19 protein-coding genes are annotated in these 21,080 nt (G+C 32.9%); 12 read left to right on the top strand and 7 right to left on the bottom strand.

Annotation, left to right across the window (positions count from 1 at the left end; translation table 11 throughout):
• Window positions 1–3: 3 nt before the first annotated feature.
• Window positions 4–855: a BlaZ-like penicillin-hydrolyzing class A beta-lactamase gene (gene bla, locus LQ688_RS10050; protein ID WP_016999796.1), complete on the bottom strand. Its 852-nt coding sequence runs from the start codon at window positions 853–855 to the stop codon at window positions 4–6.
• Between the two features lie 189 nt (window positions 856–1,044).
• Here bla and ahlS point away from each other — a divergent pair, with 189 nt between their 5' ends.
• Together ahlS and LQ688_RS10040 are read left to right on the top strand one after the other, a co-directional pair.
• On the top strand, window positions 1,045–1,893 hold the full coding sequence (gene ahlS / locus LQ688_RS10045; RefSeq protein WP_218688677.1) for an AhlS family quorum-quenching N-acyl homoserine lactonase: 849 nt from the start codon (window positions 1,045–1,047) through the stop codon (window positions 1,891–1,893).
• 15 nt (window positions 1,894–1,908) lie between these two features.
• Window positions 1,909–3,042: a zinc-dependent alcohol dehydrogenase family protein gene (locus LQ688_RS10040; protein ID WP_064205280.1), complete on the top strand. Its 1,134-nt coding sequence runs from the start codon at window positions 1,909–1,911 to the stop codon at window positions 3,040–3,042.
• 153 nt (window positions 3,043–3,195) lie between these two features.
• Here the strand turns inward: LQ688_RS10040 and isaB are convergent, their stop codons facing one another.
• Window positions 3,196–3,780 (bottom strand): immunodominant staphylococcal antigen IsaB family protein, encoded by a 585-nt coding sequence (isaB, locus tag LQ688_RS10035; RefSeq protein WP_064205279.1) that lies wholly within the window; start codon window positions 3,778–3,780, stop codon window positions 3,196–3,198.
• Between the two features lie 442 nt (window positions 3,781–4,222).
• On the opposite strand from isaB, the gene LQ688_RS10030 reads away from it, so the two are divergent.
• The 3 genes from LQ688_RS10030 to eutH all read left to right on the top strand — a co-directional run bounded on the left by LQ688_RS10030 (window position 4,223) and on the right by eutH (window position 7,546).
• On the top strand, window positions 4,223–5,638 hold the full coding sequence (locus LQ688_RS10030) for a sensor histidine kinase (protein ID WP_331001320.1): 1,416 nt from the start codon (window positions 4,223–4,225) through the stop codon (window positions 5,636–5,638).
• A 1-nt stretch (window position 5,639) separates the two neighbouring features.
• A complete protein-coding gene (locus LQ688_RS10025; protein WP_016999801.1) occupies window positions 5,640–6,206 on the top strand; it encodes an ANTAR domain-containing response regulator in 567 nt (188 codons plus the stop codon).
• A gap of 98 nt (window positions 6,207–6,304) precedes the next feature.
• Window positions 6,305–7,546 (top strand): ethanolamine utilization protein EutH, encoded by a 1,242-nt coding sequence (gene eutH, locus LQ688_RS10020; RefSeq protein ID WP_016999802.1) that lies wholly within the window; start codon window positions 6,305–6,307, stop codon window positions 7,544–7,546.
• A 62-nt stretch (window positions 7,547–7,608) separates the two neighbouring features.
• On the opposite strand, the gene LQ688_RS10015 is transcribed toward eutH, so the two are convergent.
• The 3 genes from LQ688_RS10015 to LQ688_RS10005 are packed head-to-tail and all read right to left on the bottom strand — an operon-like array spanning window position 7,609 to window position 11,253.
• A complete protein-coding gene (locus LQ688_RS10015; RefSeq protein WP_016999803.1) occupies window positions 7,609–8,376 on the bottom strand; it encodes an SDR family NAD(P)-dependent oxidoreductase in 768 nt (255 codons plus the stop codon).
• Between the two features lie 25 nt (window positions 8,377–8,401).
• Window positions 8,402–9,796 (bottom strand): glutamine synthetase family protein, encoded by a 1,395-nt coding sequence (locus tag LQ688_RS10010; RefSeq protein ID WP_016999804.1) that lies wholly within the window; start codon window positions 9,794–9,796, stop codon window positions 8,402–8,404.
• 14 nt (window positions 9,797–9,810) lie between these two features.
• Window positions 9,811–11,253 (bottom strand): NAD-dependent succinate-semialdehyde dehydrogenase, encoded by a 1,443-nt coding sequence (locus LQ688_RS10005; RefSeq protein ID WP_182093632.1) that lies wholly within the window; start codon window positions 11,251–11,253, stop codon window positions 9,811–9,813.
• Window positions 11,254–11,465: 212 nt separating this feature from the next.
• On the opposite strand from LQ688_RS10005, the gene LQ688_RS10000 reads away from it, so the two are divergent.
• From LQ688_RS10000 to LQ688_RS09970, 7 genes are all read left to right on the top strand, one after another.
• Complete coding sequence (locus LQ688_RS10000; protein ID WP_182093631.1) at window positions 11,466–12,533, top strand: M20 family metallopeptidase; 1,068 nt, start codon at window positions 11,466–11,468, stop codon at window positions 12,531–12,533.
• A gap of 137 nt (window positions 12,534–12,670) precedes the next feature.
• Entirely contained in the window at window positions 12,671–13,933 is a 1,263-nt protein-coding gene (locus LQ688_RS09995) for a putative glycoside hydrolase (RefSeq protein WP_218688678.1), read from the top strand.
• 184 nt (window positions 13,934–14,117) lie between these two features.
• The gene (locus LQ688_RS09990; RefSeq protein ID WP_147640593.1) at window positions 14,118–15,491 is read left to right on the top strand and encodes a YfcC family protein; all 1,374 of its coding nucleotides are present in this window, start codon (window positions 14,118–14,120) and stop codon (window positions 15,489–15,491) included.
• A 175-nt stretch (window positions 15,492–15,666) separates the two neighbouring features.
• Entirely contained in the window at window positions 15,667–16,974 is a 1,308-nt protein-coding gene (locus LQ688_RS09985; RefSeq protein WP_016999808.1) for an LLM class flavin-dependent oxidoreductase, read from the top strand.
• 136 nt (window positions 16,975–17,110) lie between these two features.
• Window positions 17,111–17,806 (top strand): hypothetical protein, encoded by a 696-nt coding sequence (locus tag LQ688_RS09980; protein ID WP_064210948.1) that lies wholly within the window; start codon window positions 17,111–17,113, stop codon window positions 17,804–17,806.
• Window positions 17,807–18,000: 194 nt separating this feature from the next.
• Window positions 18,001–18,939 carry a TDT family transporter gene (locus LQ688_RS09975; RefSeq protein WP_064210947.1) on the top strand — a complete coding sequence of 313 codons (939 nt, stop codon included), beginning with the start codon at window positions 18,001–18,003 and terminating at the stop codon, window positions 18,937–18,939.
• Between the two features lie 99 nt (window positions 18,940–19,038).
• On the top strand, window positions 19,039–19,971 hold the full coding sequence (locus LQ688_RS09970) for a ketopantoate reductase family protein (RefSeq protein WP_182093629.1): 933 nt from the start codon (window positions 19,039–19,041) through the stop codon (window positions 19,969–19,971).
• A gap of 89 nt (window positions 19,972–20,060) precedes the next feature.
• On the opposite strand, the gene LQ688_RS09965 is transcribed toward LQ688_RS09970, so the two are convergent.
• Together LQ688_RS09965 and cstR are read right to left on the bottom strand one after the other, a co-directional pair.
• The gene (locus tag LQ688_RS09965; protein ID WP_064210945.1) at window positions 20,061–20,816 is read right to left on the bottom strand and encodes a sulfite exporter TauE/SafE family protein; all 756 of its coding nucleotides are present in this window, start codon (window positions 20,814–20,816) and stop codon (window positions 20,061–20,063) included.
• Entirely contained in the window at window positions 20,816–21,076 is a 261-nt protein-coding gene (gene cstR / locus LQ688_RS09960; protein WP_016999818.1) for a persulfide-sensing transcriptional repressor CstR, read from the bottom strand. The genes LQ688_RS09965 and cstR overlap by 1 nt, the downstream gene beginning before the upstream one ends.
• Window positions 21,077–21,080: the final 4 nt, after the last annotated feature.

Here is a 21,080-nt window from a genome sequence, read left to right as displayed (position 1 = left end):
TAATTATTCACTAATATTTTTCAAAACTTCTTCAGCTACTTCACTTACTATTTTATCATTAGGTTTAGCGTCTTTATTATTTTTATTAGTGAATATAACTAATATTATAGGTTTATCTTGTCCTTTTGGATAAATAAAAGCAACATCATTTCTTGAACCATACGTAACTGCCTGACCGCTTTTATCCATAACTTTAAAGTCGGATGGAGCACCATCCTTAATTAACGTATCTCCACTTTTATTTTTTAACATTAGGTTCATTAAGAAATCTTTATTTGATTTACTAAGATTGCCGTCGATTATAAGTTTATTCAATGTTTTACCAAAGGCTAAGGGAGTGGTTGTATCTCGTTTGTCTTTTGGTGTATATAAATTCAAATCGGGTTCTTTTCTTGATGGATACGTCATTGTATCACCTAAGTCTACTAATCTTTTTTTAACTTCTTTATAACCACCTAGCTCGTCAATAACTTTATTATTAGCAGTATTATCACTATATAACATGTTAGCTTCTATAAGTTTCTTTAAAGTTATCTCTTTGTCGACATATTTTTCTAACACAGGTGAATATGTAACAATATCGTCCTTACTTATGTGAATTTTTTTATCTAATTTATTAGAAGGTACTTTTTCAAGTAACATGGCACTACTTACAGCTTTTAATGTAGAAGCGTAAGCAAAGCGTTTATCTTCATTAAATGATAATTCTTCACCGTTTTGAGTATTAAGAGCATACATACCTACATTTGCATCATATTTTTTCTCAATTTTATCTATTGCACTATTATTTGAATCTTTATTATTACAAGCACTTAATACCAATAATAATACGCTTAATATTATTAATTTTTTCATTTTTATACCCCTTTATATTAAAAATGTAATCTTCGTGAAAATAATAACATTATAACATGTTGAATGAATAACAAAAATCAAATAATTATACAAAATATAGAAACAATATAATTCGATAGGTATAATTTTACACCAAAAGTGAAAGGGTTTACAATGGGGAGTAACATATAATTAAAGGGGTTGATTGTATTGGTAAATATAAAAAAAGAACGTATGAAAATCTATGTTTTGGATAATGGACGCATGCAAATGGACAAAAATCTAATGATAGCTAATTCAAACCAAGCCACGCTCGACAATCCTAATAAAGAAAATGAATTACATGAATTTCCGATTTATACAGTTTTTATAGACCATCCGGATGCTAAAATTTTATTTGATACTGCTTGTAATCCTAATTCAATGGGTGAAGAGGGTCGTTGGATTAATGCGACACAGAAAGCTTTTCCGTATTTTTCAGATGACTCGTGTCATTTACCTAATAGGCTAGAACAGTTAGGCGTTGACCCTAAAGATGTAGATATAGTAGTTGCTTCACATTTACATCTAGACCACGCTGGTTGTTTAGAATATTTTTCAAACGCAACTGTTATTGTTCATGATGATGAATTCAGTGGTGCGATGAAGTGCTATGCACGTAACCAACAAGAAGGTGCATATATTTGGAGTGATATTGATGCTTGGATTAAAAGTGATTTAACTTGGCACACAATTTCACGTGATCAAGACCACTTGAACCTTGTAGATGGAGTGAAGGTACTGAATTTTGGTAGTGGCCATGCTTGGGGAATGATTGGTCTTGAAATTGAAACGGAAGAGCTAGGCACGTTAATCTTAGCTTCTGATGCTATTTACACACGAGAAAGTATGGAACCTAAATTGCAGCCACCTGGAATTATTTATGATTCTATTGGTTGGGCAAACTCAGTTGAATACATTAAGCGACTCGCAAAAGAAAAAAACGCAGAAATCTGGTTTGGTCATGACGGTAATCAATTTGAGACTTTTAGAAAGTCTACTGATGGTTATTATGAATAAAGGGTGTGTATATAAATGAAGACAAAAGCAGCAGTATTATATGAAATGGGTGTAGAAGGTCCTTATGAAAAAGCTGAACCTTTAAAGATAGAAACATTAAACCTTGATAATCCTAACAAAAATGAAGTATTAATTAAAATTCATGCAGCAGGTTTATGTCATTCTGATTTATCAGTGATTAACGGAAGTCGACCGCGACCAATGCCTATGGCGTTAGGACATGAAGCGGCAGGAGAGATTATAGAACTAGGTGAAAATGTTACCGATTTTGAAGTTGGAGACCATGTTGTTTGTACATTTATTCCAAGCTGTGGAAAGTGTATACCTTGTCGTGAAGGACGACCGGCATTATGTGAAAATGGTGCTGCTTCAAATGAAAAAGGTGAAATGCTAGAAGGTGGATTTCGTTTATCTAAAGATAATGATGTCATCCATCACCATTTAGGCGTTTCTGGATTTTCTGAATATGCTGTTGTATCAGAAAATTCTATAGTAAAAATTGATCCAAATATTCCTTATGAACGTGCAGCTGTGTTTGGTTGTGCTGTTATTACTGGTATAGGAGCCGTTATAAATACAGCGGAGATTAGACCAGGTAGTAATGTCGCTGTAGTAGGACTTGGAGGAATAGGATTAAATGCTATTATTGGTGCAAAACTGGCCGGTGCAAATGAAATAATTGCATTAGATATAAATGAAGATAAATTTGAAATAGCTAAAAAATTAGGTGCAACAGCAGTATATAATTCAGGCGATGAAAATGTAATAGAAGAAGTTAAGCAATATATTACAGGCGGGGCTGAATATGTATTTGAAACAGCAGGTGTAGTGCCAGCAATGAAAGTAGCATATGCAATAACAAAACGAGGTGGAACAACAGTTACAACAGGTTTACCTGATCCTAAAGCAGAATTATCAATTCCTCAAGTAACTCTAGCAGCTGAAGAAAGAACGATTAAAGGTTCATATGTTGGAAGTTGTGTTCCTGATCGTGATATACCTAGGTTTGTTAGTTTGTATCAAAGTAATCGGCTTAACGTTGATCCATTAATCAGTGATGTCATTTCACTTAATGAGATAAATAAAGGCTTTGATCAATTAGCAAATGGCGATGTAGGTAGAATTATTATTAAAATGACAGAATCATAACTATAGTAGTTTAAAATAATCATCATTAACCAAATTCATAATATAAAATAAGCACATCACTTTGTGTACTGAATTTCATCAGTAGAGTGATGTGCTTACTATTTTGTCATCTACATTTTTAAGATTACGACTTCCGATAGTTGTTATTTCATTCTATTGACCAATGATTATTTTAGTTAAGTAATCATTTTCATCAAAGAAAGCCTTATATGAACCATCATTAGTATTATAATATACCATTGTACCATCTCCGATACCTGAATCACCTTCTCCTCCCATATCATTAGAAGCATGTGCTTTTTTGAAAGTTTCTTTAGTTACCGTATTTGGTTTAGTATTAAAGCTAATTTGAATAACTTCATTATCATCGTTAAAATCTACAGTTGTATCATAAACTTTTATACTATGGTCATGATTTTTATAAGCTTTTGGATCTACTTTATAGTTATCAATTGAAACATTGTCATATTTCAATGCACGTACAAAATTATAATCTTGTGTAAACGAAGGATCATATGTTGTATAACCGTAATAGTTATACCAAGGTGTTTGTGCCATTTCTTCTGAAGCGCCTTGTGTACTTGCACCGCTTGCTGCTCCTTCACCATGCCCCCATTTTTGAACTTGCTCTGCTGCTTGAGCTTCTGGACCACTTGTCGTTATAAATGCTGCTGAAGAACCTACGACAAGTGTTGATACAACGACAGATGCTGAAAGTAACTTTCCTACTTTACGCATAATAAACCACTCCTTAATTTTTGAGTACCTTTGACCATAACTGCTTAGTCAACATTCAAATGCATAAATCCTTGAACAAGTACTATCTTTACTTATTTGTCGTTTTTTCCAGTTCAAACACATGCAATGCCCTTTCAATTTAAGTTGCTAGGTGGGAATACCACTCCTTTATCATTCGCTATTATCAAGTGTAATTATTCACTTTTATTGTACATCAAATACACATAATTGCAAATATATCTATAAGAAGTGTGTGTATAAAACGTTGGGTCTAAAGATTAATTATAAGAGTGAGGTTAATTAGTGAAAAGCATTACTATTAGTAATACAGTGGAAGAAATTTGGCATACTAAGTTTTGAATTGACATATTTTTAATTCGATTTCATAATAGTAATATAAAAATATTCGAAATATTCATACAATTATCATAGGGGATGGTGTATTATTGGGAATATCAACTTAGTTAGTAAAGCGCTTACATCTTTGTCGGAAGAAGCTTATAATAAGATTATTAACCTTTCAAATCAACTTCAAATGGTTGCTGATCTCAACCGTGCAAATGTATTTATTGATTGCCCGACTGACAATAAGGATGAAGTGGTCGTTGTTGCTGAAGCAATTCCTAAAAATGTGAAGAGTTTATATCAAACATCAGTTATTGGTGAGAATGTTTATGAGAAGTTTGAACCAGCCGTTTTTGAAGCATTAAGGGGTAAAGATTTTTCTCAATATAAGGCTGTTACTCAAGAAGGTAAAGTGGTTGAACAGAGTGTAACACCGATTATGTTGGGAGAAGAAATTATTGGTACATTGATTATGGAGAAAGATATAAGTAGTAAAGTAATGAAGGAAAATCGTTTGAAGGCATTAACTCAAGCAACTAGTACATTGAGTAACATTGTTTCTCGTTCAAAAAATAATGAGGTTTTTTTCCCAGATATGATTGAAGAAAGTTTTTTTGAGTTGGATAATGATTTGAATATACGTTATTTCAATCTAACTGGAGAGAAAATGATAAGTGATATTAAGGGAACTAAGTGTGAAACTGGTTTGTGTTTTGTAGAACTCTTTCCAACGGTCGAAAGTATGCTAACAGATGGTCGAATTATTACAATTGAAGAAAAAGAACTTCATAATCATTATTTTCAAATTAAATGTATTCAATTACTTGAAGATGGGGTTGTGACAGGTCATCTTATTCTTATGAAAGACATAACGGATTTAAAGGAAAAAGAACGAGAATTGATTTCCAAATCTGCTGCAATTGGTGAAATTCATCATCGTGTTAAAAATAATCTTCAAACTGTAGCGAGTATATTGAGATTACAAATGAGAAGGGGATTGCCAGATGGTAGTGAACAATATTTTCAAGAAAGTTTGAATAGAATCATGAGTATTGCTTCTGTCTATGAAGTCATCCTAGATGAATCATCAACGGATTTAGTCAATATTGATAAACTAGTTAAGAAGATAGGAAATATGATTGTCTATAATGAGACTTCAGATAAAGTTATACATATAGATTATAAGACTGAAGGTCAAATTCATCTTGTATCAAATATAGCTGTATCAGTGGCACTCATCGCAAATGAACTTATTACAAATTGTTTAAACCATGCATTTAATTATCAGACTGATGGAAAGATTGATGTACATTTAAGGTACGACCAACAGAACCAATCGCATATTCTTGAAGTTCAAGATACAGGTATAACAGAAAGCGAATTTATCCATTCTTTTGGACTGAAAATTGTAAAAACTATTACGGAAAATGATTTAGAAGGCACATTTAGTATTAAGCGTAATAATATCGGCACTTTAGCACGCGTTCAATTTCAATACAAAGGGGATGATTGAATTGACATCAATTATAGTTGTTGAAGATGAATCTATCGTTAGGATGGATATCATAGAAATGCTTAAAGAAGCTCAATACGAGGTAGTAGCGGAAGCCGGTAACGGAGAAAAAGCGTTAGAGTTGGTTGATAAATTTCGGCCTGATTTAGTCATTATGGATATTAAAATGCCGAAATTAAATGGTCTGAAAGCTAGTAAAATCATTTCAAAGAAATATGATATTCCAATATTAATACTAACTGCTTATAGTCATTGTGAATACGTAGAAGAAGCTAAACAAACTAATATTGTAGGATATATTGTAAAACCAATTTCAGAAGCGCAACTGTTGCCAGCTGTTGAAATTGCACTGTCGCAATCTAACAGCTTGAATCAACTAAGAATAGAAGTGGATAATACGAAAAAACAAATGAATAATCGTAAACTTGTTGAAAAAGCAAAAGGTCTTCTGATGGAGCAACTGAATTTATCAGAAGAAGCGGCTTATCAAAAACTTCGGCGAAAGAGTATGGATAAGCAAATCGCAATTGAAATAGAAGCTACAGAGATTATCAATGAATTAGGGTAATATGTTAAAAGTGAATACAACCAAGCAAAGGTGCTTATTTGAATTAATCAAATAGGCACCTTTTTGCATTTTTAGATTTAAAATAAGGGGGATTTAATATGGAGCATATAGGTACAATTATTATTTATATTATTATGTTATGTGCAGTATTAGGTGCGTTTGGTGCAATTCGAAATGCAAACGAAGGTATTGGTAAAGAGTTTATGGAAGGGATATATACAATTGGTCCAATTTTTGCAAATTCAGCAGGAATTATGGCATCTATTCCATTCATTTCAAAGTTTATTGAGAAATTTTTTGGACCTATGTTTGATAAGATAGGTGCAGATCCTGCAATTGCAGCTACTTCTATACTTGCTACGGATATGGGAGGATATCAACTGGCAGATGTATTAAAGGCGAGCTACGAAGGTTGGATAATGGCGATGATTGTTGGGCTGATGGCAGGGGCAACAATAGTGTTTACAATACCACTTGGTTTGCCAATGCTTGATAAACGAGATCATAAATATATGGCTTTAGGTATATTATCTGGTTTGTTAGCAATACCGTTCGGTGTATTTATTTCCACGGTAATAATTCTATTTAGCAATACGAAAATAAGAACTACGATTGATACAACTAGTGACCCAACGCATTTGTTTCAAATAAGTATGACTACAATATTTACGAATTTACTGCCACTTATTATCTTTGTAGTTGTTACAGCAATAGGATTATACTTCTTCTCAGATATTATGATAAAGTTATTTATTTTCTTCGGAAGAATATTAGATGCATGTATTAAATTAGTATTTGTGTTCTCGGTAGTAGAAATATTTACAGGTTTATTTACAAACGTATTTGGTGGTTGGGGGTTTGATCCAATTATGGCTGATAAAAAAGATAATTTCCGAGCATTGGAGAATGCAGGTAACATTGCAATTATGCTTTCTGGTGCATTCCCTATGGTATACCTAATTCGTAAATATTTCTCTAGTAGCTTACATCGAATAGGTAATAAAGTTGGACTGAGTGAAGTAGGTAGCGCAGGATTTATTGCTACTATAGCTAATATACTAGCTATGCTAAAGTTGGTAAGAGATATGCCACCTAAAGATAAAGTGTTGAACATAGCATTTGGTGTATGTGCAGCGTTCTTATTAGGTGACCATTTATCATACTCAGCTAATTTTCAGCCTACATTAATACCCGCAGTGCTAATTGGGAAATTGAGTGGAGGGATAATAGCTATCATATTTGCTTATATCTTATGTATACCGAAAGCGAAAAAGTTAGAAAAACTGGATAGAAAAATGGGAATTATAGGTGAGAAAGAATACTTAGAAGATAAATTTTAAAAATAGTAAGCGCCCAACACTTGATTAAAGTGTTGGGCGTTTTTGCTGTTATTTCATAATACTTAGAAGTAATTAGAAGTTATACCACCATCTACATTAATGTTAGCTCCATTTGTCCAATTAGACTCATCTGATGCTAAATATAAAGCGCAATTTACAATGTCTTCAGGCTTACCAAATCTGCCTGCGGGTTGTCTGTCTAATCGTACTTTCTTAGCTTCTTCATCTGATACAAGCCACTCCATTAACAATGGCGTTTCAATTGGCCCAGGGCTAATCGCATTTGTACGAATGCCTTTAGGACGGAATTGTATTGCTAATGATTTTGTTAAGGCTACTACAGCGCCTTTAGAAGCGGTATAAGCATCTTGTGGTACTGAACAACCCATTTGAGCGACGAATGAAGCAATATTTATGATTGATCCAGAACTGTTTTTCTCCATTTCTGGAATGACATACTTCGTCATAAAGAATATACCTTTAACGTTAATATTCATGACTAAATCCCATACACTTTCTTCTGTATTTACTACAGAATTATCTGCTTCTGGCATTACACCAGCATTATTATAGAGAACGTCTATTCTTCCGTATGTTGTTATTGTTTCAGCTACCGCACTTTTAACATTTTCTTCATTTGAAATATCTACTACAAATAATGAAGCTTCTCCACCATTATTATGAATAGAATCTACTGTTGCTTGCCCTGCTTTTTCATCTCTTTCAAAAACAGCTATTTTACCGCCTTCTTTAGCAAATGTTTCAGCAGCTACTTTTCCCATTCCACCGCCTGCACCAGTAATTATACAAACTTTATCTTTGAGTCTCATCATATATTCCTCCTTAAAATCAACATTAACTTTGTTCAAAGTATCGTGAACGTTCCCAAGTTGTGACGAATGAATCAAATTCATTTTGCTCGGATCTAGCAGCTTCTAAATAGTGTTTAGCAACATCTTCACCTAGAACTTCTTTCACTACGTCACTGTTCTTCCAATTCCAAATTGCTTCGTGTAAAGAAGATGGTATGCGATCTATATCTTCTTGTTCATAAGCATTTCCAACTAATTCATCAGGTAATTCAATTTTATGTTCAATACCGTATAAACCAGCACCGATTAAAGCTGAATATGCTAAGTACGGGTTCATATCTGCACCTGAAATTCTAGATTCAAACCTTAATGAATTACCGTCACCGACTACGCGGTATCCAGCTGAACGATTATCTTTACTCCACGCAATGCTTACAGGCGCCCAAGTATTAGGTGCGAATCGCTTATAAGAATTGACGTATGGGGCAAATAATAATGCAAAATCTTTCGTATATTTGATAATTCCTGCTAAGAAGTGCTGCATTGTTTCTGATTTAGGATCAACTGCGTCTTCACCGGCATAAAAAGCATTATTTTTTGTTCCCTTTTCCATTAAACTTAAATGAATATGACCACTCGAACCAGTCCATTCTTCATATGGTTTAGCCATAAATGTTACAGCTTTCTCATTTTGAATACATATTTCTTTCATGCCGTGTTTAAACATAATGTGTTGATCAGCTGCTTTTAAAGCGTCTGCATATTTCAAATTGATTTCATGTTGACCTTTATAAGCTTCACCCTTTGAAGATTCAATTTGTATACCCATCAAATGCATTTGATTTCTTATTCTTTGATATAAAGGTTCATTTTTACTACCTTGTAATAAATTATAATCTTCATTTAAATGGCCGGCAGTTTCTAAGTTGTCATAGCCTTTTTTGTCAATTTCGGCAAATGATTGATTGAAAAGATAGAATTCAAGTTCACTTGCCATATGTGGAGAAAATCCAAGTTTTTCTGCTTTTTCAATTTGATTTTTAAGTATGTTCCGTGGCGCTATACAAATTGGTTCACTTCCATCCACTGTATATACATCACAGAATACGATTGCTGTTTTTTCTAGCCAAGGAATCACTTTTAATGTGTTTAAATCAGGAACTGCTAAATAGTCACCATAACCTTTGTCCCAATTCATGAACTCAAAGTTTTCATTTGTATCCATTGTGAAGTTGGTACCTAATAGGTAATTACAGAAATGAGTACCCTCTGAAATATCATTTTCTAATATGAATTCGCCAGTAACACGTTTCCCCATCAAACGTCCTTGCATGTCACAAAATCCCATAATAATCGTGTCGATGTCTTCAGATTTTACTAATTCAATTAATTGATCTTTCGTAATATCTCCAGTTACTTTTTTGCCATTAGTATTCATAAATGACAACCCCCTTATGATTTAAGTAAAGATAATGAAATATACTTCAATTCTAAAAATCCGTCTAAACCGTAGTGACTGCCTTCGCGACCCATACCGCTTTCTTTAATTCCTCCAAATGGTGCTTGAGGGACACTTAATTGAGTACCGTTAACACCAATCATGCCAAATTCGAGTTTTTCACTCATTTTATAAATTGTATTGATATTGCTTGAGAAGAAATAAGCTGCAAGTCCATATGGCGAAGCATTCGCAATATCTATTGCTTCATCTTCATTGTCGAACGATATAATAGGTGCTACTGGCCCGAATATTTCTTCTTGGGCAATTGTCATGTTAGCCCTAACGCCACTGATAACAGTAGGTTGATAGAATAGTTCAGATTCTCCTGTATTAGCCTTCTTTCCACCTAATTCTATAAATGCCCCTTCTTTTTGAGCTTCAGAAACGAGTTGTTCTACTTTATCTATAGCTTTTTTATTAATCAAAGGTCCGACTTGAACATTTTCTTCATCAGCTGATCCGATTTTAATTTTCTTTACGCGTTCTATTATTTTTTCAGTCATTTCTTGTTTCACATCTTTATGTACGAGAATGACGTTAATGCCGTTACACATTTGACCACTGTTTTCGAATTTATTATCAACAATCGCATCTGCTGCATTATCTAAATCTGCATCAGGAAGTACAATTGCAGGTGCGTTCCCTCCGAGTTCGAGCGAGATACGTTTAACTTGATCGGATGCTTTACTCATTAGAGTCTTACCAATTTGAGTTGAACCAGTAAACGATATTTTCTTAACGCGTTTATCTGCGAATAAAGTGTCTGAAATTAATGAAGAACTACCTGTAACAATATTAGCTACACCTTTATCTATTCCTGTAGCCATTAATTCATCAAAGATTGCAATAGCTATCCTAGGTGTTTCACTTGATGGTTTAACAATTACAGTACATCCGGCAGCTAAGGCGGGTGCTACTTTACGTGCCACCATTGCACCTGGGAAATTCCACGGTGTAATGAGACCACAAACCCCAACAGGCTGTTTAATCACTGAAATACGTTGATTTTCTGAAGATGGAGGTATAACTTCTCCATATATACGTTTACCTTCTTCACCGAACCATCGTATAAATTTGGCGCAAACGCCAATTTCTCCAAAAGCTTCGGCATATGGCTTACCTTGTTCTTCACTCATAATTTGTGCTAATTCTTCTTGTTTGTTTAATAAATTAACCGCCCATTGTTCTAAATAATATTGTCTCGTTTCAGCAGTATAATTAGACCACTTTTCGAAAGAAGAAACAGCAGAATTAATCGCTTCTTGAACAGTATCTTTAGAAACACTTGGTACATCTCCAATGTTGTTACCGTTGGCAGGATTGAATACTGAAATCACCTCATCAGTTGTGACTTTTTCACCATTAACCCAGTTATAATTTAAATCTCGTGTCATAAATATCCCCCTTAAAATGCAAAAAGGCGCTTATATCCCCAACACGGAATGTTGGGATATAAGCGCCTTTGCTTAATATATTCACTTTAAAATAAGTTGTTAGTTTATATTTAAGATGTATTAATACAACTAAACTTTACTAAAATTTTTAAATCTTGTCAATATTCTGTCAATATACTATACTTTCCTCAAAATGATAAGGGGATGATTACATGAGTAAAACATTAAAACTATTACAAAGATTAATTTCTTACGATAGTTCTAGTAAAGAAGGAGCAAATGAAATAATCGATTACTGCCAAAAATGGTTAAAAAATCATAATCTTGAATCAGAAATTATAACAAACAACGACTATAAAATGCTGATTTGTACAATAGGGAATGGAAATAAAACGCTTGTGCTAAATGGACATGTAGATGTCGTAAGTGGTAAAGAAGGGCAGTTCGAGCCAGTTATCAAAGATGGAAAAATATATGGAAGAGGTTCCGCAGACATGAAAGCAGGTGTAGCAGCGTTTATGGTAGCGATGAGCGAAATTCAACACTCAGAATTAAATGACACGAAAGTACAACTACAACTCGTGACCGACGAAGAAATTGGAGGAAATAACTGTGCAGCATATTTAACAGATCAAGGTTATTTAGGAGACTTTGTAATATGTGCGGAACCTACACAACTCGGTATAGGTTTCCAAGCAAAGGGCATCTTACAATTTGATGTCCAACTGTTTGGTAAATCTGCACACGGAAGTAGACCATGGGAAGGAGAAAATGCGATAGAAAAAGCATTACAAATTCATAATCAAATAATGAATTTACCATTCGCTAAAGAATCAACAGATATATACGAAGCACCATCAATAAACTTGGCCAAAATCAATGGAGGAGAAGTCTATAATAAAGTACCTGACTCATGTACAATCTCATTCGATATACGATATTTACCTACTCAAGATAAAGACGAAATACTAGAACAAATCAAAAACATCACTGATGGAGAAATAACGATTAATTTAACAGGTCCGGCAGTCTTAAATGAAACAACAAACTCCCACATACAGCAACTAATCAAAGAAATTCAAGAACATTCTCAACTACAAGAGGTACCTATATTTGGTCAGCATGGATTTGCAGACACAAGGTATTTCTCGAGATACAACGTACCAGCAATCGAATTTGGACCATCCGGTGATGCATGGCACGGGGATGGAGAATATGCAGTTATAGATTCAATAGATACATACAAAGATATCATTGTTTCGTTTAGTAAAGTGTTTTGATTATCAATTCATTAAGAAGTAAAGAATAAAATATACCTTGTTTAAAATAGTAAAAATATGTAAAATGCGAAGCGTGGAATAATATAATGTTTAGAAACTTTTTCAAAATCAATATATAGAAATAAGGGGAGAAAATGATGAAATCATGGAAGTTTTTAGCAGTGGCGCTTGCAGTTATCTTGGTTATGTCAGCTTGTAATAAAGATACTGATTCAAACAACGAGAAGAAGAATAGCAGTGAACAAAAGAAAACTAGTAGTAAAGATAAGAAAGATAGTAATGAATCAGAGAAAGATACATATAGTGATATTGACTATCCTAAAGATGGTGTGAAAGGTATTTACGTGACACCAGATTCAGCAAGTGGAGAACAATTTGATGAATTGATTAAGTTTATAAACGAAACAGAATTAAATGCATTGGTTATCGATGTTAAAGATGATTCAGGTAATATTACGATGGACTTCAAAAGTGATAATAAGTTAATTAGTAGTAATACAGTAGACAGTGTAGATGTTAAAAAAATCATCAAAGAAATGGAAAAGAATGATATCTATCCAATCGCGCGTGTTGTTACATTTAAAGATTCTAATTTAGCTCATCAAAAACCTGATTGGTCGTTTAAAACGTCTGATGGTAATGTATGGGAAAATGAAGGTGGAGACAGCTTTATAAATCCGTTTGATGATAATGTATGGGACTATAATATAGAAGTGGCGAAAGAAGCTGCTAAAGCGGGATTTAAAGAAGTACAATTTGATTATGTTCGTTTCCCAGAAGGGTTTGAAAACAAAGACGCGGAATTACAATATTCTAATGGAAAATACAAAGGTAGCGATTTAAATAATATCAAACAACGTGTAGATACAATTACAGAGTTTTTAAAAACAGCACGTAAAGATTTGAAATCATATGACGTTAAAACATCCGCAGATGTATTTGGTTACGCAGCTACAGTTAAAGAAACACCAGGTATTGGACAGAGTTTTCCTAAAATAGCTGAAAACGTCGATGTTATATCATCTATGGTTTATCCATCACATTGGGGTACTGGTGATTTTGGATTAGAAAATCCAGATACAGAACCTTATAAAACGATAGACAGTTATCTAGATAAAGAAAAAGAAGCACTTAAAGATGTAGACAGTGAAAAAGTTAAATCACGTCCATGGCTTCAAGACTTTACAGCGTCTTACTTAGGTGAAGGTCGTTATATAGATTACAATAAAGAAAAAGTAACTGCACAAATTCAAGCATTAAAAGATCATGGTATTGATGAGTTTTTACTATGGGATGCATCAGGTAACTATAATAAAGGCGTCGATTATAACCCAGAGAAATATTCGAACCCAGACGCTCAAAAACCTAACCAACAGGATAATGAAAAACAAGAAAAGTAAATATTTCGATTTTTTGTTATATGTTACAAGAAATTTTTATAAGTTGTCTACTTTGCATAATTGTAAACTTACCTTTACGTGGTAATATTAAGGTGTTTTATTTAGTAAAGCAAAGGGGTCATACAATTTGGTAAAGATAAATAACAAAGTAGACAGGAAACAGAGTTCTAACAAGAAGTTTAGTATGCCACATATCTATGTGATTTTATTTATTTTTGGTGTTATTGCAACGATTTCTACATACTTAATACCTTCAGGTGAATTTAAACGTATTAAAGGTCCTGAAGGTAGAGAGATGGTTGATGCAGATTCTTTCCATTACATAGCATCTTCACCTGTGGGTTTGGTTGATTTTATATCGATTATCCCTCGTGGCCTAATTGAGGCAGGAGAAATAGTCTTCTTCACTTTAATTATTGGCGGTATGTTCATGGTATTGAGACGTACAGGCATTATTGAAATAGGGGTAGATAAACTTGCACGTCAATTTATAAATAAAAGTATTTTAATCATTCCAGTGTTAACAACCGTATTTGCAATTATAGCTACGTTGATAGGTACAGCAGAGCTATCACTTGTCTATATCCCGGTCATTATACCGTTAGTTATTGCGTTAGGTTATGATTCTATCACAGCAACCTCCATTGCCTTATGTGGTACGGTAGTTGGCTTTACAGTTGGGGTCTTGAATCCAATCAATACTGGTTTAGCTCAAAAATTATCAGGTATACCTACTTTTTCAGGTATTGGATTACGTTTAGTTATTTTTATAGTTGTACTTTTAGTGACAGTACTATTTATTATGAAATATGCTAAAAAGGTAAAAAAAGATCCATCAATCAGCTTAGTTTATGAAGATGATACTGAAAAAAGAAAAATGTACAAAGAAATTACTAAACATGAGCCATTAGTTGCAACGCGCCGTCAAAAAATAGGTATTGGTGTTGTGCTTTTATTCTTTATAATTCTCGTATATGGTGTCGTTACTCAAGGATGGTTTATGGTAGAAATGTCAGGTCTATTTATCATGATGGGTATAGTGGTTGGTCTAGTGACTGGCTTAAACACACGTGAAATTTGTGAATCATTCAATGATGGGTTTAAAGATGTGTTAATGGGAGCTATTATAGTTGGACTAGCACGTTCAATTGCTGTAGTACTTGAAGACGGTAAAATTATGGATAGTATTGTGCATGGTTTAGGTTCCGTAATAGATGGTGCAACGCCAACAGTTGCAGTAGTTGGTATGTATATCGTGCAAGTACTGATTAATTTCATCATTTCATCAGGCAGTGGTCAAGCATTGGTGACAATGCCAATTATGGCGCCTTTAGCAGATATGTTAGGTATTACAAGACAAACTGCAGTCTTAGCCTTCCAACTTGGTGATGGGTTTACACATGTCTTTTACCCAACAAGTGGTTACTTTATGGCAGCATTAGCAATCGCAGGCGTTTCTTATACAAAATGGATCCGGTTCTTCTTCCCATTATTTATCCTATGGGGTGTAATTTCAATTATTTCATTAGTATTCGCTCAATTAATCGGATGGTCTTAAAAGAAAAAATTAATTGAATACAAATATGCTAATAAAATCCGCCAACACAAGTGTTGGTGGATTTTTTTGTTTTTCAATAATTAAATTTTAAAAATGTAAATTGACTCTATAAAAATACAATGGTAACATAAATCATATTAAATCAATCGGAATAGTAAATTATGGAGGGTCAAAGATGAAAAGAATGAAATTAGGATATTTTTTAACTGGTTTTGGTCATCATGTTGCAAGTAGTAGACATCCAGAGTCAGTAGAGCGTGGTGGTATGAATTTAAAGAAAACGATTGAACAAGCAAAGTCTTTAGAACAAGCAAAGTTTGATTTTCTATTTGTTTCGGATAGTCTATATGTCGATAAGAAAACACACCCAGATATGTTTACAATGTTCGAACCTATTTCTTTAATGTCTATAATAGCTATGGAAACAAAGCATCTTGGCCTTATTATTACAGGGTCCACTACATATTCAGAACCATTTAACTTATCTAGAATTTTTTCTTCATTAGATCATTACAGCGATGGTAGAGCTGGATGGAATATTGTGACCTCTGGTATTAATGATACTGCTAAAAATTTTAGTGGCGTAAATAATGTTGATCATGATTTAAGGTATGATCAAGCGAATGAATTTGTAGAAATATCGAAAAAGTTATGGAACTCTTGGCGAGATGTAGATTCTCAAAGCGTTCATAAGGCAGGTAAATTTTTAAAGAATCAACAACCTGAACCAATTAATTATGAAGGTGATTTTTATAGCGTTAAAGGACCTTTAAATATTGATCAATCACCACAAGGTTATCCCTTACTAGTTCAAGCTGGTTCTTCTAAAAAGGGTACTGATTTTGCGTCAAAGCATGCAGAAGTTATATTTACTGCACAAAATGATATCGATGCATCTATTAATTTTGCTCAAAAATTAAGAAGACAAGTTGAAGAAAAGCGTGGCCCAGAGCAAGAAGTTGTTATTATGCCAGGTATATTCCCGTTTATCGGAGAAACTCGCAAAGAAGCACAAGCTAACTATAAAGAATTACAAGATTTAATCGACCCAGAAATGGGATTAGAATTATTATCTTCTTATTTAGGTGATACAGATTTAAGTGGTTATGACTTAAATACGCCATTTGAAGATGTTGAAGTCGATAAAGGAAACAATATACAAAGTCGTGTCGACCTTATTAAAGAAACAGCTAAGAGAAATAATTCAACATTAGAAGATGTAATGAAACATGTAGCCGGTGCGAGAGGTCACCATATTATAGTGGGAACACCCGAAGATGTAGCCGATAGAATGGAAGAATGGTTTAAACGTGGCGCAGCAGATGGCTTCAATATAATGCCTCCATTAAACCCTACACAATTTGAATTATTCGTTAATAAAGTCGTGCCGATATTAAAAGAAAGAGGCTTAGTTCAAACAGACTATAACGAAGGCACATTACGAGAAAAATTAGGGTTGAGTAATGTTAAAACACATAGTTAATAACTGTTGTTTATATTGTTAAGATTATCCTATAAACTATTTCCTCTAGCTTTGTGAAATTTTGTCAGAATATTGTTAAAATAATAGAAAAAGATAATTATTCTGAGCTAGTATATAGAGAAAGTGAGGAGGAATTATGGCAAGTTATCTATTTTTTCATCCTGAAAGAAAATGTTGTAAACATGGATGTATTAATATTTATTATGATGATTTCAATGGTAATCAAGACCCTTATATTTGGAATGAAAATTTTTTACATAGTTTTTGTAAAATAACTGATTACTCTTATAACAAAAGAACAGACCAAGACGTGATTTTTTGGATATCAATAATTGAAGATGAAAAAGTAAATCGTTACAGATATATATGTGATTTGGTTTTTAAAGTCAAAAAATGTTGTTTTTGGTATAAGAGTATAGAGGAACAGAGTAACGCTATTGCCAATAATCAATTTTTAAGAATAACCGATGATATTGTTGAAGGTAAGAAGAACGCATTTAGAGATCATTATTCATGGGTTGAGAAAGGTGACCATGTTTGGAAAGCAAATTATAAACGTAGAAGAATAACTTTAAAAGCTGATGAGAACTTTAGTTTTCAACCGCAAGATGCTTGTGGAAATTTAACAGATATAACTGAATTATTAAAGGAAGTTGTAAATTTTGATGTCACGCGACTTCCTGATAAAAAAGGTACTTCTTATAAAGCTTTTGAATTAACAGATGAGCAGTCTCAAAAGTTATATTGTGAAATTAATAGAAAAGCTAAAATTAAATTAAAAGGTAAGAAGTTAGAATGTATTAGAGAAAAACTTAATTGCAAGAATTCCTAAAATTATACTCATTATTATTCATATAAGAACGCCTTATAAAATATAATCGAATTTGTATAGAAATGTACAGATAAGCATAATGCGCCTTTTACTGTGATGTAAAAGGTGCGTTTGTTTGTCTATGTTAGCAAACAGTTATATAAAGATATGGTAAAATATAATTTTATGAATTTATCTATGAGAGGGTATTGAACATGTTAAAAACAGGGTTGAAAAGGACCCCAATCGCAATATGTGGATTGGCTTTAGGTGTTATGGCGTTAAGTAATTTATTTTATAATTTAAACTTAACGTTATTTGGCTTGTCTTTCTTTATTATTTCCTGTGCAATACTTTTAATTGTCATTTTAAAATGGATTGTTTATCCAACTATGTTTTTAAAAGAACTTAAAAATATAAATACATTTGCTATTCTTCCAGCGCTACCTATGACGTTAATGATATTGGTGTCTATTGTTAAAACTCAATTTTTAGTGGGCGCATATATTTTAAATGTTATTTGGTATGTATCTATTTTATTACATATGAGTTTTATCATAATATTTATTGGATTTTACGCATTTAGAAATTATAAGTCTTGGCCAAATACGAGTTGGTTTGTGATGTTTGTTGGAATAGGCGTAATTGGTGAAACATCGTCTGCGTTCAATACTAGTATAGGTAACATAGCGATCATTCTTGGATCAATATTTTTAATATTAATACTTGGATATGTATTATTTACTAAAGCATGGCAAACATATAATCAGGAACAGTTTCCAATGGTAATTATTATGAGTGCACCGGCAGCTCTTTGCTTAAATAGTTATATTTTAAATCATTCAAGTTACTCAATTGCTTATGTATTGGCGTTTTTAGTACTTTCGCAATTGTTATTTTTATTTACTTTAATATTTTTACCTAAAATCATGAAAGAAGGATTTAAAGTCTCCTTTTCAGCGCTGACGTTCCCATGGGTGACAACTGCAGCATCACTATATAATGTGAATCAAAATCTCAATTTAAACGATACAATTACGAATTTAGTCAATGTCATATCAATTATTGAAATTATATGGGCAACTCTCATTGTAGTCTATGTTCTTTATAAATATATTCTCTTTTTAATTTTAAAAAATGTGGTTTATGGGTAAATATATTATATGAGAAAAATAGTTTATTGATATAACATTTAAGGATAGTACTTTTATTCTGGATGTTTATCATTAAAATGGCAATGAGGAGTGTACAATATGTATAAAATAGCTATAGCTGGTGCAGGTGCAATGGGTGGTCGAATCGGTATTTCCTTGAAACAGGCTGGTTATGATGTGGAACTAATTGATGACTGGGAAGAACATGTTCAACGTATTAACAAACACGGTGTTGAGGTTAAAACTGAAACGGATGTTTATACAGTCAATGTTCCAGCAGTATTGTCTAAGGATGTATCAGATTCATTTGATCTGATTATCATCTTAACAAAGGCGATGAACTCTGAAAAAATGATGCAACGCTTAAAAGAGGCAGGTTCAATCCATAAAGATACTGCAATATTATGCATGATGAACGGTTTAGGTCATGGAGAGAGATTATCAAAATTCGTTCCAATGTCACAGGTTTATCTTGCTGTCGTAATGTGGACAGCTGGATTAAGAGGTCCCGGTCAGTTGTTGCTAGAAGGTGGGGGTTATATAGACTTTCATCGTTCAGACGGTATTGTCGATGAACAATCTAATGCGATACTTCAGTTACTAAATGATGCAAATTTAAATGCACGAGTAAGTGATGATATCTTCAAATCGATATGGTCCAAAGCAACATTGAATAGTGTGTTAAACCCACTGTGCACGATATTAGATAAAACTATTTATGAATTTGGCAGCTATGAACATTCACGTGAAATGATTATACCAATGATTGAAGAAATAGTGTTTGTAGCTAGAGCAAGAAATGTTGAATTAGACGGTAAATTACTATTAAATAAAATTGAAGCGGCTTACCCTAAAGAAACACAAGGGCTTCATTATCCATCAATGCATCAAGATTATAACAAAGGTCGATTAACAGAAATAGACTATCTTAATGGACAAATTTCAGCATATGGAGAAGAATTAGGCATATCGACTCCAATAAATACGTTGCTTACACATCAAATACACCAATTAGAAATGAAGATTATGTAGCGAATAAAATTATATTAATATAAATAAAAACTCTTTCAAGGTAGATAACTTTGAAAGAGTTTTTTCTATAGTATTATGTTTAAATTTAACTAAAATATAAGTTGTAAAATTGCAATCGTGATTAAGATACTTACAATACTTTTTTGTATAACACTAGATATTTTATTGCCAACCTTTAATCCTATAGGAGCAAAGAGTATACTTCCGATTATTAAAAATATTGCATCTTCAAAAGGGATATAACCTTGTATAAACTTAATTACGAAGGCCCCAATTGAGGATATAAAAGCGATTACTATGCTATTAGCTACTACTGTATTCATTGGTAATTTGAATAAAACCAACAATATAGGAATAATAATGAAGGCACCTCCAGCTCCAACAATTCCAGAAATGACTCCAACAATGAACCCTATAATAATGAGTAAAGGAATATTAAAATTGGTAACTTGAGAAGCAGGTTTAACTTTAATAAACATTAATATTAGTGCAAATATAGCAAAGACTATATATATAATATTTATAAAAGTAGGGCTAAATAAATTAGCTATAATCGCTCCTAAAGTACTACCTATAATCATTCCTCCTCCCATGTTCATTACAAGCTTGGGAGAGAATTCAGCTTTCTTTCTGGCTTTTAATGATCCGCTCAGTGTGCTGAAAAATACTTGGCTAGAAGTTAAGCCTGATGCAATGAATGCGCCATAAGCAGGTGCTCCCAATAATGGTGGTAGTAAAAGAATGGCAGGGTAAATAATAATCGCTCCGCCTATACCAACCAAACCAGAGATAAACCCTCCAAACACTCCAATTAATAACATAACAATCATGTTTATTATATCCATTATTTACTTTTTACCAATAAATTAACTGCTTCATTAATCAATTCTTGAGAACTTTCATTATTATCTTCAGCTTCTTTTACACATTCTATTAAATTTTCACTAATTATAATTCCCATCAAACGTTGAATTGAACTTTTAGAAGCGCTGAGCTGCATGATTACGTCTTTACAATCTTTCTCTTCTTCCATCAGTTTAATAACGCCGTTTAATTGACCTTGTATTCTATTTATACGATTTATCATTTTTTTATCATAATTCATGTTC

Origin of the sequence: Mammaliicoccus sp. J-M40, assembly GCF_022386395.1 — a bacterium.
GTDB lineage: Bacteria > Bacillota > Bacilli > Staphylococcales > Staphylococcaceae > Mammaliicoccus > Mammaliicoccus lentus.
Note: the sequence above shows the minus strand (reverse complement) of the source record. Positions and strands in the feature narration are given on the sequence as shown.

What these genes read in the sequence shown, in the direction of transcription:
- cstR (WP_016999818.1), bottom strand. Translation starts at nt 21,076, where the DNA reads ATGAATTATGATAAAAAAATGATAAATCGTATAAATAGAATACAAGGT.
- LQ688_RS10015 (WP_016999803.1), bottom strand. Translation starts at nt 8,376, where the DNA reads ATGAGACTCAAAGATAAAGTTTGTATAATTACTGGTGCAGGCGGTGGA.
- LQ688_RS09990 (WP_147640593.1), top strand. Translation starts at nt 14,118, where the DNA reads ATGCCACATATCTATGTGATTTTATTTATTTTTGGTGTTATTGCAACG.
- LQ688_RS10005 (WP_182093632.1), bottom strand. Translation starts at nt 11,253, where the DNA reads ATGACACGAGATTTAAATTATAACTGGGTTAATGGTGAAAAAGTCACA.
- LQ688_RS10040 (WP_064205280.1), top strand. Translation starts at nt 1,909, where the DNA reads ATGAAGACAAAAGCAGCAGTATTATATGAAATGGGTGTAGAAGGTCCT.
- isaB (WP_064205279.1), bottom strand. Translation starts at nt 3,780, where the DNA reads ATGCGTAAAGTAGGAAAGTTACTTTCAGCATCTGTCGTTGTATCAACA.
- LQ688_RS09995 (WP_218688678.1), top strand. Translation starts at nt 12,671, where the DNA reads ATGAAATCATGGAAGTTTTTAGCAGTGGCGCTTGCAGTTATCTTGGTT.
- LQ688_RS10000 (WP_182093631.1), top strand. Translation starts at nt 11,466, where the DNA reads ATGAGTAAAACATTAAAACTATTACAAAGATTAATTTCTTACGATAGT.
- LQ688_RS09985 (WP_016999808.1), top strand. Translation starts at nt 15,667, where the DNA reads ATGAAAAGAATGAAATTAGGATATTTTTTAACTGGTTTTGGTCATCAT.
- LQ688_RS10010 (WP_016999804.1), bottom strand. Translation starts at nt 9,796, where the DNA reads ATGAATACTAATGGCAAAAAAGTAACTGGAGATATTACGAAAGATCAA.
- LQ688_RS09965 (WP_064210945.1), bottom strand. Translation starts at nt 20,816, where the DNA reads ATGGATATAATAAACATGATTGTTATGTTATTAATTGGAGTGTTTGGA.
- LQ688_RS09980 (WP_064210948.1), top strand. Translation starts at nt 17,111, where the DNA reads ATGGCAAGTTATCTATTTTTTCATCCTGAAAGAAAATGTTGTAAACAT.
- LQ688_RS09975 (WP_064210947.1), top strand. Translation starts at nt 18,001, where the DNA reads ATGTTAAAAACAGGGTTGAAAAGGACCCCAATCGCAATATGTGGATTG.
- eutH (WP_016999802.1), top strand. Translation starts at nt 6,305, where the DNA reads ATGGAGCATATAGGTACAATTATTATTTATATTATTATGTTATGTGCA.
- bla (WP_016999796.1), bottom strand. Translation starts at nt 855, where the DNA reads ATGAAAAAATTAATAATATTAAGCGTATTATTATTGGTATTAAGTGCT.
- LQ688_RS09970 (WP_182093629.1), top strand. Translation starts at nt 19,039, where the DNA reads ATGTATAAAATAGCTATAGCTGGTGCAGGTGCAATGGGTGGTCGAATC.